14 protein-coding genes are annotated in these 14,660 nt (G+C 42.1%); 6 read left to right on the plus strand and 8 right to left on the minus strand.

Annotated features, from left to right (window positions below; translation table 11 throughout):
* Positions 1 to 77 precede the first annotated feature (77 nt).
* Positions 78 to 1,394, plus strand: coding sequence for a methyl-accepting chemotaxis protein (locus tag NH153_RS12585; RefSeq protein WP_063704357.1), 1,317 nt, complete (start codon positions 78 to 80; stop codon positions 1,392 to 1,394).
* A gap of 2 nt (positions 1,395 to 1,396) precedes the next feature.
* Here NH153_RS12585 and NH153_RS12590 read toward each other — a convergent pair whose 3' ends face one another.
* Together NH153_RS12590 and NH153_RS12595 are read right to left on the minus strand one after the other, a co-directional pair.
* Positions 1,397 to 1,648 carry a TIGR03643 family protein gene (locus tag NH153_RS12590; RefSeq protein WP_063704359.1) on the minus strand — a complete coding sequence of 84 codons (252 nt, stop codon included), beginning with the start codon at positions 1,646 to 1,648 and terminating at the stop codon, positions 1,397 to 1,399.
* A 45-nt stretch (positions 1,649 to 1,693) separates the two neighbouring features.
* Positions 1,694 to 2,578 (minus strand): LysR family transcriptional regulator, encoded by an 885-nt coding sequence (locus tag NH153_RS12595; RefSeq protein ID WP_063704361.1) that lies wholly within the window; start codon positions 2,576 to 2,578, stop codon positions 1,694 to 1,696.
* Positions 2,579 to 2,680: 102 nt separating this feature from the next.
* Between NH153_RS12595 and NH153_RS12600 the strand changes: the two genes are divergently transcribed.
* From NH153_RS12600 to NH153_RS12610, 3 genes are all read left to right on the plus strand, one after another.
* Complete coding sequence (locus NH153_RS12600; protein WP_063704363.1) at positions 2,681 to 3,310, plus strand: NAD(P)-dependent oxidoreductase; 630 nt, start codon at positions 2,681 to 2,683, stop codon at positions 3,308 to 3,310.
* A gap of 68 nt (positions 3,311 to 3,378) precedes the next feature.
* Entirely contained in the window at positions 3,379 to 4,401 is a 1,023-nt protein-coding gene (locus NH153_RS12605) for a Kelch repeat-containing protein (protein ID WP_063704365.1), read from the plus strand.
* Positions 4,398 to 5,117: an SIR2 family NAD-dependent protein deacylase gene (locus NH153_RS12610; RefSeq protein ID WP_063704368.1), complete on the plus strand. Its 720-nt coding sequence runs from the start codon at positions 4,398 to 4,400 to the stop codon at positions 5,115 to 5,117. Before NH153_RS12605 ends, NH153_RS12610 begins: the two co-directional genes overlap by 4 nt.
* A gap of 34 nt (positions 5,118 to 5,151) precedes the next feature.
* Here NH153_RS12610 and NH153_RS12615 read toward each other — a convergent pair whose 3' ends face one another.
* A complete protein-coding gene (locus NH153_RS12615) occupies positions 5,152 to 6,747 on the minus strand; it encodes a carboxylesterase/lipase family protein (RefSeq protein WP_063704370.1) in 1,596 nt (531 codons plus the stop codon).
* Positions 6,748 to 6,926: 179 nt separating this feature from the next.
* On the opposite strand from NH153_RS12615, the gene NH153_RS22015 reads away from it, so the two are divergent.
* Positions 6,927 to 8,258, plus strand: a complete 1,332-nt coding sequence (locus NH153_RS22015; RefSeq protein WP_082874055.1) for a methyl-accepting chemotaxis protein — start codon at positions 6,927 to 6,929, stop codon at positions 8,256 to 8,258.
* A gap of 51 nt (positions 8,259 to 8,309) precedes the next feature.
* Here NH153_RS22015 and NH153_RS12625 read toward each other — a convergent pair whose 3' ends face one another.
* The gene (locus NH153_RS12625; RefSeq protein ID WP_063704372.1) at positions 8,310 to 9,308 is read right to left on the minus strand and encodes a DUF4382 domain-containing protein; all 999 of its coding nucleotides are present in this window, start codon (positions 9,306 to 9,308) and stop codon (positions 8,310 to 8,312) included.
* Positions 9,309 to 9,536: 228 nt separating this feature from the next.
* Here NH153_RS12625 and NH153_RS12635 point away from each other — a divergent pair, with 228 nt between their 5' ends.
* A complete protein-coding gene (locus tag NH153_RS12635) occupies positions 9,537 to 9,977 on the plus strand; it encodes a hypothetical protein (protein ID WP_063704378.1) in 441 nt (146 codons plus the stop codon).
* Between the two features lie 37 nt (positions 9,978 to 10,014).
* Here NH153_RS12635 and NH153_RS12640 read toward each other — a convergent pair whose 3' ends face one another.
* From NH153_RS12640 to NH153_RS12655, 4 genes are all read right to left on the minus strand, one after another.
* Positions 10,015 to 11,703, minus strand: a complete 1,689-nt coding sequence (locus NH153_RS12640; protein ID WP_063704381.1) for a methyl-accepting chemotaxis protein — start codon at positions 11,701 to 11,703, stop codon at positions 10,015 to 10,017.
* A gap of 98 nt (positions 11,704 to 11,801) precedes the next feature.
* Entirely contained in the window at positions 11,802 to 12,311 is a 510-nt protein-coding gene (locus tag NH153_RS12645; protein ID WP_063704383.1) for a GNAT family N-acetyltransferase, read from the minus strand.
* 3 nt (positions 12,312 to 12,314) lie between these two features.
* Positions 12,315 to 13,658: an N-succinylarginine dihydrolase gene (gene astB, locus NH153_RS12650; protein ID WP_063704385.1), complete on the minus strand. Its 1,344-nt coding sequence runs from the start codon at positions 13,656 to 13,658 to the stop codon at positions 12,315 to 12,317.
* A gap of 48 nt (positions 13,659 to 13,706) precedes the next feature.
* Positions 13,707 to 13,937, minus strand: coding sequence for a helix-turn-helix domain-containing protein (locus tag NH153_RS12655; protein WP_054562555.1), 231 nt, complete (start codon positions 13,935 to 13,937; stop codon positions 13,707 to 13,709).
* Positions 13,938 to 14,660: the final 723 nt, after the last annotated feature.

Raw genomic sequence — 14,660 nt, forward strand, 5'->3', positions numbered from 1 at the left:
ATCATCGAACGGTACAGATTTAGTAGTCCTTATCGAGCTACTCTGTGATGATTTTAGTATTTAAGGTGGGATGATTTATGTTTTTTACCCAGCCATTGAAAGAAAGGATAGCTCAGTTAGAAGATGAATTGTTTCGTGTATCTCAAGTGAAAGATACATTAGATAATAGAATGTTTACGCTGGAACTTGATAGGGAAGGTCGTATCACGTTTGCCAATACGCAAGTATTAGCAGAACTCGGCTTTACAGAAGCCCAATTAATAGGAAAACCTCTGCTTGACTTGGTGCCTAGCAGCGCCAAAGACGCAAAGCATTACCTTCATTTTAAACGAGCTATTTTAGACAAATCAGCTTGGGTCGGTGCTGTTCAACTTTTAAATGCGCAGGACCAGCATGTTTGGTTAAGAGCATTTTTTCATCCAATTTTAAATAAACAGCAGGGCTTTGAAAAGTTTGATCTTCATGCCAGCGTGCTGACCCGAACAATTGAAACATCGCGAGAAAATAAAGACTTAGTGAAAGCAATTAATCGCTCTATGGCAGTTATTGAGTTTGATTTAGAAGGCCATGTTTTAAAAGCGAATGAGCAATTTCTCGCGGGGGTTGGTTATACAAAAGACGAAATTATCGGTAAACATCACCGGATGTTTTGTGAACCAGCCGAAGCAAATTCAACTGGCTATGCTGAGTTTTGGCAGAAATTACAAAAAGGCCAATTTATCTCGTCACGATTTAAGCGGGTGAATAAATTTGGTGAACCCATTTGGTTGGAGGCGACTTACAATCCGGTTTTTAACGAGCAAGATGTGCTTTATAAAGTCGTTAAGTTTGCAACTGTGATCACCGAACAAGTGAATTTAGAAATGGCTGTGTCTCAAGCGGCTGACATCGCTTACGGCACATCCACCGAAACTGATAAAGCAGCAAAACAAGGTGCCACTGTTTTAGATGAAATGGTTCATGTAATGGACGATTTAGCGAAGCAAATGGAACAAGCCGCAGCTGAAATGGCCGAGCTCGATAAGCAATCGCAGCACATTGCTGCCATCGTACAAAGTATTAGTAGTATTGCGGAACAAACAAACTTATTAGCGCTAAATGCGGCAATTGAAGCGGCTCGTGCTGGCGAGCAAGGCCGAAGTTTTGCAGTGGTGGCTGATGAAGTACGGCAACTTGCTTTAAGAACCTCTAATTCGACAGTTGAGATTGTTGATGTTGTAAAACAAAATAGGTCTTTGACTAAACATACGGTTGAAGTAATCGAATTAGGAAAAACGAAAGCTGAGCTGGGTTTTAACCTCGCCTCTGAGTCAGGAAATGTGATGAGCGACATTCAACATGGCGCTCAAAAAGTGGTGGATGCAGTTGGCCAGTTTTCTCAAAAGATAAAGTAATTTTATCTATGTTTATATTGGGTTTTACAGTAACCACGGGATATATCTGGATGGCGTAGTTTTAAGTGTTTGCTTTGCCTACCCGCTGCGCGTTTTCGCCAAAGTTTAAAACTCGAAGGTGTTAATTGCTCACGCATTAGCGCGATAACGTTTTTTTCGTTTAAACCAAACTGTTGGTTTATTGCTTCAAACGGGGTTCTGTCTTCCCACGCCATCTCTATGATACGTGATACTTCATGATCTAAATGCTGCATTACGGCTCCTTTTTATAGTCTATACGTATTTGCAGCAGATTTAGATTATAAGATATCGTGTTGCCAGTGCTCTGCTAAAAAGTCGATGAACGCTCTGACCACATTTTGTTGGAAGTTACGTGATAAATACACCGCCCATAAGTGAGAGCCTATAGTTGTATGCTCTGGCAGTACTTTAACAAGCTCACCTGATGCCAAATAGTCATTGGCGAGATCGCAGGGTAGGTGAGCAATCCCCATTCCTTGTTTTGCAGCTTTTAGAAGTACACCCATATCGTTGGCAACAATGTTGCCCTTCACGGTCACTTTTTGTGTGTTGTCGTCGTGTTGAAATTGCCAAATAGTGTGTTTGTTATGAATAAGGCAATTGTGTGCGGTTAAGTCACTCGGCTCAAAAATCGGTGGGTTTGCAGCTAAATAATCGCTAGAGGCACACACTGCGGTTGCGATATACATTAGCTTACGGGCAATAAGACCTTCGTCAGGCTGGTGGATGTAACGCAAAGCGATATCAACGCGGTCATCAACCAGCTGCGATAAACTATCTGAAAGTAACAGTTCAAAGCGCGTCTGTGGGTGGCGCCTAGCAAACACTTCAATGGCATCAAACAGTTTATGTTGGCCAAGCCCAATCGGAGAGGCAACACGGATAGTACCCACTAATTCGTTGTTATGACTATGCGCTCGGCTTTGTAAATCAGACACTTGATTTAATATTTGCTGGCAATAGCTAAGGGCTTCTTCGCCTTGAAGGGTCAAACTTACTTTGCGTGTTGTACGATGAAACAATCTTAAATTTAGCCACTTTTCTATATCTTGAATATGCCTAGAAACTTGTAATCGGCTTAAACCTAAATGCTCTGCAGCCTGAGTAAAACTGCCTGTACGGGCCACTTCGACAAAGCTAGTAATTGAATTGAGTTTATCCATTGGTATCTTAAAGTGAAACAATGTGTATCTATATAGTGTATTTATCAGTAATTAGTGAACAAGTAAACTGCAATCATTGAAACAAACAACGGAGAATTCCTCATGAAATTAGCAGTTATTGGCGCAACAGGTTGGATTGGCAGTCACATTACTTCAGAAGCAATCGCACGTGGTCATCAAGTAAATGCATTAGTTAGAGACGTAAGTAAAGTAACCCAAGATAACGTTACTGTGACTGAATTTGATTTAACAAAAGACGATATCGCAATTACAGCTGCAGGTAGTGATGTTGTTATTGCGGCAATTGGTGGTCGTGCTTTAGGGAACCATGAAATTGTTGCAAACACAGCAAAGCAATTATTAAACGCGCTTGCAGGTACAGGCACACGCATTTTATGGGTGGGTGGTGCAGGTAGCTTAGAAGTGGCACCTGGTGTAACACTGGTATCAAGCCCAGACTTTCCTGCTGAATACAAAGCAGAAGCCATAGCTCAAGGTGAAGCACTTGATGTATTTAGAGCATCAACAGCAGATACAGCTTGGACTTTTGTATCACCAGCTGCGGTCATTTACCCAGGTGAGTCAGAAGGCCCGTACCGTGTTGGTGGCGACAGCTTCTTTACTGATGCAAACGGCGAAAGCAAAATATCAGTCACTGATTATGCTAAAGCGATGCTTGATGAAGCACAATCGGCAGCTCATTTAAATCAACGTATTAGTATTGCTTACTAATAGCGAGCCTTTCTTCAGGCTCATAAAATGGTATTCTTTAGCGATGTGTTAAGTTACCTATTTAATTTATGAGCCTGTTATTTTCTATTGCACTTGCAACCATACCTGCCTTACCAGAAGCCGTCGCGAACAACGCTGTCGCCAAAGTTGTTATTGATGAACAAGCCTACTTTTTAAGTTTTATGGGCTTGAGCTCAGGCAAAGCACATACAGATGTTCACAATAAAGTGTGGGTCCTTAAAGTGGGCGATAACGCGTGGCAAGCGGCTAAAGCCGTGCCAAGTACATTGCCCCTTACTGGTCGTCTAGCGAGTACCGCTGTGGGTGTGGGTCAGCATGCCTATGTATTTGGTGGGTATACCGTTAGCGCCGATCATCAAGAAATCTCTACACCCGATGTATATCGCTATGATGTGCTCTCTAATTCATATACGCAATTGGCCAATATGCCTGTGCCGGTGGATGACAGTGTGGCGCTTTCGTATCAGCAGCGTTATATCTATTTAGTCAGTGGTTGGCATAACGATGGCAATGTTAACCTTGTACAAGTTTATGATACGCATACAGATACTTGGCAACAGGCTTCGCCATTTTTAGGTCAACCGGTGTTTGGCCAAGCGGCGGCAATTAGTGGAAACACTATATTGGTGTGTGATGGCGTTAAAACAGAAGCGAATGCTGATAAACGCCGTTCTTTCGCTGCGGTTGCACAGTGTTTAAAAGGCACTATTGATGCTAATAATCCATTAAAAATAGATTGGCGTACCGTGCCACATCCAACAGGTGTTGCCCACTATCGTATGGCTGCAACCAGTTTTAATGGCGACATTTATATGATGGGCGGTTCTGCAAACCCATATAACTACAATGGCATCGGATACAACGGGAAGCCAGCGCCAGCGAGTGATCATGTTTGGCGCTTTGATGTTGATAAAAACACGTGGCAAGTGATGCCAAAAGCCGATACCGCGAGCATGGATCATCGAGGTTTATTAGAGCACCAAGGAAGTTTGTATCGTCTTGGTGGTATGGATAATAATCAACAAGTGACAGCCGATGCACTTGCTTACAAGGTAAAGTTATCTCTATGAATACACTCTATATTACTGGTGCGGGTGTGAGTGCCGCTAGCGGTATACCAACCTTTCGTGGCGAAGATGGCTTTTGGACCATTGGTAGCAAAAATTACACGCCGATGGAAATGGCAACGCGTGCTATGTACGAAAGCAACCCCCGTGAATTTTTAGCTTGGTATTATCATCGTTTTGCAACCTATCGCCATCACGGTCCCAATGAAGTGCATCATTGGTTGAGTGATAAAAATCTCATTACGCAAAATATTGATGGTCTTGATGGCAAAGCAGGTAACACCGACTTTATTGCTATTCATGGTCGCTTAGATCAAATGACACTGTTCCACCATCAAGGTGACGATGTGATGGCTTTTAACGCGCCGTGGGAGAAGGTTAACGAAGACAACCTCCACAACTCCTTGCTTGAGGTGTTCAATATCAATAACGAAAGCCCCAAGCTCAACGAGTCATTTAAGCCTTACGTGTTGTTATTTGATGAATACTACACTGATCTTTATCGAATCTCTGAGGCGCAACAGCGTATGATCGATGCCGATAAAATCGTCTTTATCGGCACCTCGTTTAGCGTCAATATAACCCAAATGGCACTCGATATTGCACGCAGTCAAGGCACGCCAATTGAAGTGGTTGACCCAGATCCTACTCACGTATTTCATCCTAATGTGACATATCACAAGATGACAGCGCTTGAGTATGTTCAGCAGCAAGGGTAAAAAATAAGGCGCTTATATTAAGCGCCTTATTTGATTATTGTATTTCAGCTTTGGTTGCAGTGATGTTTAACCGCGCTTGTAAGGGGTCCGGTAAAAACTCTGCAGTCCCTGATTTACTCATTTGCAGTATAAAAGATTCATCATTTTTATATGCTTGCCAAGTAGGTAACCCTGGGCCATTTGGTGTGCCTAACTTAATAAAGTTCGTCACATAACGGTGCATTATTTTAGCAGCTTGCTTATCTTGCTCAGTGGTTACATGCCCATATTTAGCAGCCACAGTATTAAAAAAGTACGGAATTTCGCTGGCGTGCTCTGCACCAGGTTTATCTAAAGTTTGCGCCACATAACCAAAACGATACAAAAAGGCTTCCTTACCCATATCTGTCACACGTTTTGCAACGAACTTTGCTGGCTCTTGCATTAACGCATCTTGACCAACTTGGTAATTGAGTAAAGGCAATGGCGTTTCGCCGCTTGCATCGTAAGTCATTTTTGCTTGTGTACTGTGCGGAGCAAAACTTGCGAATAGCGCCTCTTTAGAAGCAAAATTAGCAAAGCCTAAATCCATATCTGTTGTACCGACCATGGTCGCAACATGGCTAAACGTGCCTTTACTCAAGCGCGCTTCTGTCGCCGAATTGATGATGGTGCCATCAATAATTGGCCCGCCAACGTACGTAGGTTCAACATCATTTTGTCGATTTAATGTGCTCAAATTTAGGTTATCAACCACCTCTTCGGCAGATAACTCACGTAGTGCAGCAAGGGCATTTTCATCACTGCCTAAAATGGTGTGTTGTTTGGCAAAGTTTTCGCCAATTTTTTCGGCGCTTAACACGGTGTCATCATCACTATTAAGTGGTAACTGCTTAAATAGTTCTCGTCCTCCCGCTGACATAATAATCGCTTGCTGGAATAAGCCATTTGCAGCAGGGGTTTGCATCATCGCATGTACCGATGCGCCTCCTGCAGATTCACCCATGAGTGTCACTTTTGCAGCATCACCACCAAATTGAGCGATATTTTGTTTCACCCATTCAAGGGCCGCAATTTGATCCATCAAAGCGTAATTGCCCAGTGCATCATTCTCAAAACGACTAAGGGCAGGGTGCGCAAAAAAGCCAAATCGGCCTAGGCGATAATTAAAGCTAACAAAAATAACCCCTTGTTTAGCAAAGCTTTCACCCGAGTAAACAGCGGGTGATGCGCCACCATTTACAAAGCCACCCCCATGTATCCATACCACAACGGGATAAGGAGTATCGCTGTGTTTAGTGGGTTTAAACACATTTAAATAAAGGCAATCTTCCGAAGGGGTTGTTGTAAGCGGTGCAGCGTCGGCTGCAAACGGCTTTTGCATACAGTCAGGCGCGTAATCGTTAAGTACTTTTACATCTTGCCACTTAGGCACAGGTTGCGGTGCTCGCCAGCGTAACTCTCCCACCGGAGCTGCTGCATACGGAATACCTTTATAGGCAATAAAACGCCCTTCTTTTTGTCCTTGGATAAGCCCGCCAGTGACGGCAATATGATCAGACTGAGGTTGTTCTTGGCAGCCTTGCAAAAATACGGCGGAGCCTAATAGAAAAGATGAGTAAAAAATCGATTTGAGAATACGCGATGTCATAACAAAGCCTAGGCTGTTTGGGGAAGGCTTATAATATTATATATTTGGCCATTCTTTAAGAGGAAAGCGCTTTAGTGTAAAAGCTATCTATAGGTTAAGCTGCTAATCATTAAGAAAAAAGAATTATTTTGTAATTTTATTCCTCGCTCTGCTGGGCTAAACTTTAGCTAAGTACCTTAATGACTGGTGTTTCAATGTGGTTTAGTAAAAATAAAGATCAACTCATTGATGCGTTGCAGCATGATGTTGATAGAAGTCAGCAATATTTAGCTGGGATCAGAGAAAATATTGCTTATATCGAATTCACACCAGATGGAACTGTTCTCGAAGCTAATGATTTGTTTTGCAAAACAATGAAAGTGCAAGCTGGCGATATTATTGGTCAGCATCATCGTAAGTTTTGTGCGCCTGAATATAGCAGTTCAAAAGAGTATCAAACGTTTTGGCAAGATATCGCTAAAGGCCAAGCCAAGTATGGGGTTTTCTCGCGAGTTAATGGGGCAGGCGAAGCCATTTGGCTGCGTGCAACCTATTTTCCGGTACGCGGTGATGATGGCAAGGTACGCTGTGCAATTAAGTTTGCTTCAGAAATAACCAAAGAAGTCGAAAAACTTGATGAAATGTCGGCAATTTATGATGCCGTTAATAAAAGCACTGCAATGATCCGCTTTACGCCGGATGGTCATATTATTTCTGCGAATGATAATTTCTTAAATGTTGTGGGTTACAGTCTCGCTGAAATCCAAGGTCAGCATCATAAAATGTTTTGTTATGACGACTTCTATCAAAAGAACCCCAACTTTTGGCAAGAGCTGGCGAACGGGCGCATTTTTTCTGGGCAATTTTCTCGTAAAAAACGTGATGGCAGCCCGCTTTATTTAGAGGCAACCTATAACCCTATTTTTAATAAACAGGGTAAAGTGACACAGATCATTAAGTTTGCATCTGATGTCACCGCCAGAGTGAACAGCACCGAAGAAGTGAAACATGCAGCAGAAAATGCCGGACACACGTCGGAAGAAACCTCGCAAGTCGTGACAAATGGTCAGCAACGAATTTTAAGCAGTGTTGAGTCATCAAAAAAAGTGAGCGAGCAAGTTCATCAAACCCGCGAACTGTCAGATGTGTTAGCGCAGCAGTCATCACAAATAGGTGAAATTGTAACAACCATTAATAGCATCGCAGAGCAAACAAACTTATTAGCCTTAAATGCAGCGATAGAAGCTGCCAGAGCCGGGGAGCATGGTCGCGGTTTTGCGGTGGTTGCCGATGAGGTTAGAAATTTATCGCAACGTACTTCTGTGTCGACCAGCGAAATATCAGGCCTTATTGGAAAGACGCAAGAGATCGCAGCAAAAATGACGGCTCTTATCGAAGAAATAGAAACACTGTCTGGTGAGTCTCAGCAAAATGTTGAAGAAGTCAGCATGATAATGGAAGACATTAAAACAGGTGCAGATAAAGTGGTGGATCAAATATCCGAAGTAATTATTCGTTACGATACACTATAAACAACAAAAAGCCCGCAATGCGGGCTTTTTAATGGGGTATTGATTCCAATATTATTCAGAAACAGTGAAAGACACGTCTAAGTCTTCACCCGATGTAACTGTAATTGGTTTTACTTGATAAAGCGTAAATGCTTCGTCTTGCGTTTCTACGTCATCGATATGTGCTGCACAGGTATAAGCAAGTTGATAATCACCAGGTTGAATGAACGCAAGTTCAAATTCGTATTGATTATCTTCGCTATCGAAAACAACATCCGCCGTTGCAAGAGGTGCATCTAATGGTGTTTCATCTTCGTTAACTTCATAGTTGTCCATTGGCATTTCAACATCGCTGCTATATAAGTAAACAGCATGACCGAATGAACCATCTTCCAGTGCGATATCGATATTATCTGTTTCACAGTTCGCGATGAGTACGTCGCTCACAGTGCCTTCGATATCTTCAGATTCAGCAAGGTTTTCTAAGCGAACACCGCGTGGTTTTAAGAAGATCTCATCACTATTTTGTGGATCAACTAATGACTTTTTAAGGTCAAACTCAATAACAAACTCGTTACCAGCTTGGTTAAGGGTAAAACCATCAAGTTGGATTTCACCGATACCATCGTTGCCTTTACGTTTAACAACAAGTGGTGCAATGCTGTCATCTTCGTATACAACATGCGAAGTCATAGTTAAATCGTTTGTGTCACCATTGATAACATCTGCACGGATCCATTGATATTCGCCAGCTGGTACTTCTTCATCTTCTAATAAAGAAAATACATCATCACCTGTGTAGTCTAATAAGTTAACCATTTCAGGCATGGTTTCATCATCATCTTCACGGGTCTCAAAAGTGAACTCTTCACCACCTTGGGTTTTCAATGTGATTGAATCAAACACAACATTAACAGCTTTTAAACCTGTCACTGGTGCATCAGACACACCTAATGTGAACTGTGCAGTTTGCGGCTGAGGATCAACCGTATCATTCTTGTCGTCATCTGAGCCACAACCAACAAGTGCAAATAAAACGGCGCTGCTAAGTAATGTAGTTTTAAAGTTCATCATTTCTTCCCTTTGTGTTCTAAAAATTTACTAATAGTGTAATAACTAAAACTTAATGTAACTTGAATTGCTAATAATAAGTTTCGATTAACACCTTTGTACCTTTTATGTAACAACCTGTAAGCCACAAAAAATATAAATGCAAATTTAGCGTGCTTTTTAAGCAAATCCATTTTTCTTCCACATTTTGCTGACACCATCGCAAAAAATAAAAATCTAGGAACAAAAATGAAGGTCATTGATTTAGAAAAGCGCTTTGAGTTGAGGAGTTTGGCACTGCTAGGTGCATTTAACGTAATCTTATTTGTGGGATTTATTAATAGCTCATCAGAAGTAAGCAGCTTACTTTTTAGCTTTTTAGCTTGTGCGGTTACGATGTTATTAGCGCTACTTGTTTTTAATTCAAAGCGCAATTTAACGGTGTGTCGCCATGGTGTGCATTACCGTAATTTATTTGGACAATGCCGTCATATGCATGCAAGACAAGTGCAGTTTATTCACCATTACTCATTTTTTGGTTTGCGCTTAGTACTTATTATGGGCGAGAAGTATATTTGTATTGCGCCTTTTTATAGCCTTAATGACAAACATCAACAACGTCTAAAGCGCTACGATAATGATTTGTTCGATTGGTTAAAGAATTTACAAAAGACCAATGATTTTTGTTAAGCAGGCGTATTCGCCTGCCTAACAATCGCATTAAATATTACGTTTTATAGCGACTTACATTTTGTTCTAATTGCGTTGCTGTGTCTGACAGCTCATGCATGTATGATGTGGCTACATCGGTATCATTAGCGGTTTTGTTAGCAATATCGACAATGGTCGTCATGTTTTGATTAATCGCTTCAGACACTGAAGTTTGCTCTTCAGCGGCTGTGGCAATTTGTGCATTTTGTGATGTGATGGTGTTAACCGAAAGCAACACTTCATTAAGCGCTTTTTCGACTTCGCCCGCCTCATTAACACTGGTTGCACTGCCTGATTTAATTGATTGCATAATGCTGTTTACAGTTGTTGTTCCTTGCTGTACTTGCTCAATCATAGCCTCTATTTCATGAGTACTATCTTGCGTGCGTTTTGCAAGCGTTCGCACTTCATCAGCTACCACCGCAAAACCACGACCCGCTTCACCAGCTCGGGCAGATTCAATTGCCGCGTTCAGTGCCAATAGATTCGTTTGCTCAGCAATGTTTCTGATCACATCAAGCACACTGCCTATTTGACTCGATTGTTGATTAAGCTGATCGACCGCATTCGCCCCTTCATCAACTTGTTTGGCGAGGCCATTAATCACCTTTATGGCAATGAGTAATTGGTTGTTAGCTTGTTTGACTAAATGATCGGCATGCTCAGCAGCGGTTGAGGCCTCTTGGGCACTACGAGCAACTTCCATTGATGCCGCCGACATTTCGTTTATTGCGGTTGCAACTTGTTCACTTTCTTCATGTTGGCGATTAATACCTGCATGCATATTGGCAAGTAGCTCGTTGAGTTTGTGTGACGCTTGATTCATCGATTGCGATGATTGGCGAATATCAATAACCATCTTACCAACGTCATCGGCAAAACGGTTAAACGAACTGCCAAGCTTGCCGAGTTCATCATCTCGTTTCACCATTAAACGTTGGGTTAAATCACCATCACCTTGTGATATATCGTTCATTGCTAGTACGGTTGTGTGCAGAGGGCTGGTAATACTGCGCGATACCACTACAGCAATTGCTGCGGTAATTGCAACTGCAAATACTGAAGCGATAATGGTGTTTATAAAGGCATTATCGATACCTTCATTAACCCGTTGTTCTGTTACTGCAACTTGTTGCTCAAGGCCACTGATCCAAAAACCGGTTCCTAGCACCCAATTCCATTTTGGTAGTAAAGCGGCATAACCGAGTTTAGGGTTCACACTGCCATTGGTATTTTTCCAAGAATATTGCACATAGCCACCGCCTTTCTTCGCAGCATCAATAAGCTCTCGTATCAAATAAACCCCATTAGGATCTTTAAAATCATAAAGGTTTTTACCCTCAAGTGAGGCGTTAACGCCATGAGCAATGTTGACACCTTTTACATCATATACAAACACATAGCCTGTATCACCAGCATCATTAAAACGCAAATTACGTAAGATGCTTTTTGCTTGGCTTTGCAGCTGTTCAGTATTAGAGCCATCATCTTGCGCGATGAGATGAGCAATCGAACTCATGGCAATTTTTTGATAGTTACTGACTTCGGCCTTTCGGTCGTTTTCCATTTGTGTGGCAAAACTTTCAACGGTTTGTGCACCACTGTGTTTTGATTGCACATAGTTGTAGAGTGTCAGCATTATTGCAATGAGTAGGGGGGGAAGTAGGGCTAGAAAGAGTACCCGTTGCTGTATTGATAGCGCCATTTATCGCTCCTAATAAAAATCCGCAGTACTAGTTTAGTACGTTTAAAGATTTTTATTAGTCGACTTTATGATTATATCAATTGGCTATAAAAGCAGATCTAGGCAACTTGCTTATAAAAATACACCGTTGCGTCAAATTCACCGGAGGAACTTTTCGCAAATCTAGGAATAGTGCCAGCTTCAATATAATCGAGTTTTCGATACAAATATGAAGCAGTGTCGCCTTGGCGGGTATCAAGTACCAATAATTGAATACCTAAGATACGGGCGTCGGTTTCTAGGCTATTCATCAATTGTTTTGCAATTCCTTGGCCTTGATATTCGCTGTGTACCATGAGCTTTTCTACCTCGCCGCGGTGAGCGCCATTGGCTTTAGCGCACAAAGAAAGCTGCACGGAGCCAATCACCGTATCACCATCAAGGGCAAGATAAAGCCTACGGTAAGGCGTTGCTAAATCGCCATCGACCCCTTGCCAGTAGTCATGTGCTGACTGTAATGATAGCGGGGCAATAAAGCCGATTGATGCGCCACTGGCAACGCTATCAATCAGTAAACTATTGAGTGATTTAGACACCCCTTTAATAGAGTGTACAGCTTTAATTTTCATTATTTATTCTTGTTGAAATGGATACACAGAGCCTAAATTAAGTAAGTTGGTTAACTCATCAAGTGCTTGATAGCTTTCGGTTAAAAGCATTGGATCGGCAAAGTCGTCACTACTTAACGAGTCACGGTAATGCTTATTCGCCCAACTCACTAGTTGGGTATATTTTTCTTCGCTGAATCGTACACCCGGATTGACCGCGGCTAGTTCGTCAGTATTGAGTGCAACACGCAAGCGCAAACAAGCAGGGCCACCGCCATTTTGCATGCTTTGGCGCAAGTCAAAAAAGCGCACTTGCTGAACTGGGTTATCTGCCAAAATCATTTCTTGAATGTAATCGTGAACAGCTTGATTACGCTGACATTCTTTAGGTGCAACCAGCATCATGCTGTCATCACTTAAGGTAATTAATTGGCTATTAAATAAATAGCTGCCTACAGCATCTGTAATGCTCACTTTATTGGTTGGCACTTCAATAATATGTAACGGCTTGTTGCCTAGGTAAGCTTGTTTAATCTGTTTTAGCGTATCAGCTTGATGCAAAAACGCTTGTTCGTGGCATAAAAGTACATTGCCATTGGCCACAGCGATTACATCGTTATGGAATACACCTTGGTCTATCACATCAGGGTTTTGTTGAATAAATAACTGATTTTCTGGTTTTAGCTGATGTAGACGGGCAATTGCTTGCGAAGCTTCAAGAGATTGTCTTGCAGGAAATTTAACGGGTTTTGGTAAGGCGCTATTAAAGCTACTTGCCCCATAAACAAAGATCTCAAGCCCTGTATCTGCGTGGCTGTCGCATAATCGATTATGATTTGCGGCGCCTTCATCACCAAAAAAACCTTGATCAGGTAAGTGCGTATGATGGCTAAAGTAACGTTCATCGTTAAACATGGCTTTTAATAAAGCCGTAGTTGTAACGGGCTCTAGCGAGCGGTGAAATTTGTTATTTAAGTTAGCAGCCGTAAAGTGCACTTTGTCATCAAGCGTATCGACTGAAGGCGAGATAGTGCCAGCATTGGCTGTCCACATGGCCGATGCACTGTAACAAGCTCGCAGTAAAACAGGGTCGGCTTTAAATGCTTTTTCAATAATTTGGCTATCACTGCCTGTAAAGCCTAAACGCTTTAGCACGTTAATGTCGGGGCGAGCATGGGGTGCAAAAATACCTTGTTCTAGCCCTAACTCGTGCATTGCCTTCATTTTTTCAAGGCCTTGTAGCACGGCCTCTTTGGGGTTCGAATGCGAAGAGGCGTGACTTAGTGAAGCGACATTGCCATACGATAATCCCGCGTAATTGTGAGTAGGCCCCACTAAGCCATCAAAGTTTACTTCTACTGCGTGCATACTTAATCCATCATTATTGTGCGTGTATTTTAACCATACAGAAGTTATTTAGCTGAAGCTAGCTAACTCCATTTCTACATTACGTAGACTTTGTTGAAGGCGCTTCTGAGTGGCAATTAAATACGCTTTTTGTTTGTTCTGTTTAACTTGTTGCTGTCGTGCGGCTTTGTATAACACACGCTTAGGAATGTCGTACTGCTCAGACGCTTCGGTGATTGTCAGTTGGTGAACCGAAATTTTTTTAAGCGCTTCAATAAATGCGGGGTCATTATTTAACATAGCGACGCTCCAAATCAGCAACATTATGCGGATCGTTTGCTTCATGCATATGCCATGTGCTGATGTCTAATCGCCAAAGTAGATAAAGAGTGTGAAAGAAGTTAGTCACGTTAGTCTCCTTGTTAGTGCCAGTTCATACTCACTATTGGAAGATCTGTGCCAAACCTTTATTAAATTTAAATGCATTAAAAATCAATCGGTTAATGTTTGATGGTTAGGGCTTCCTTAAAATCAGGCACTAAAATAGTGAAAGGTAAGTGCTGTAATGCACTTTAATGATGCGTGTTATTATTGTTAAGTGAGAAAATAAGCGATGTAAAATCGCTGCTACATGCTCGCACCTCGTATCTCGTAACTTTACTGTCGTAACTTGAATCTTAATTTTTTGTTTCGCGCGCCAAGCAAGCGTGACGCCTACTGGTAGCAGCGGCTTTATGCCGCGACATGGTTGAGGTAGGAGGATACGAGAATAAAACTCGATGTAAAATCGCTGCTACAAGCTGGCACTTCGCTTCTCGTATCTCGCACCTCGTATCTCGTAACTTGAATCTTAATTTTTTTGTTTCGCGCGCCAAGCAAGCGTGACGCCTACAGGTAGTACCGGCTTTATGCCGCGATATTGGTGAGGTAGGGGCGATACGAGAATAAAACGCTATGTAAAATCGCTGCTACATGCTCGCACCTCGCTTCTCGAAACTTTACTCTCGCTAACTTTCCCCTCGT

Origin of the sequence: Pseudoalteromonas gelatinilytica (genome assembly GCF_001641615.1) — a bacterium.
GTDB lineage: Bacteria > Pseudomonadota > Gammaproteobacteria > Enterobacterales > Alteromonadaceae > Pseudoalteromonas > Pseudoalteromonas gelatinilytica.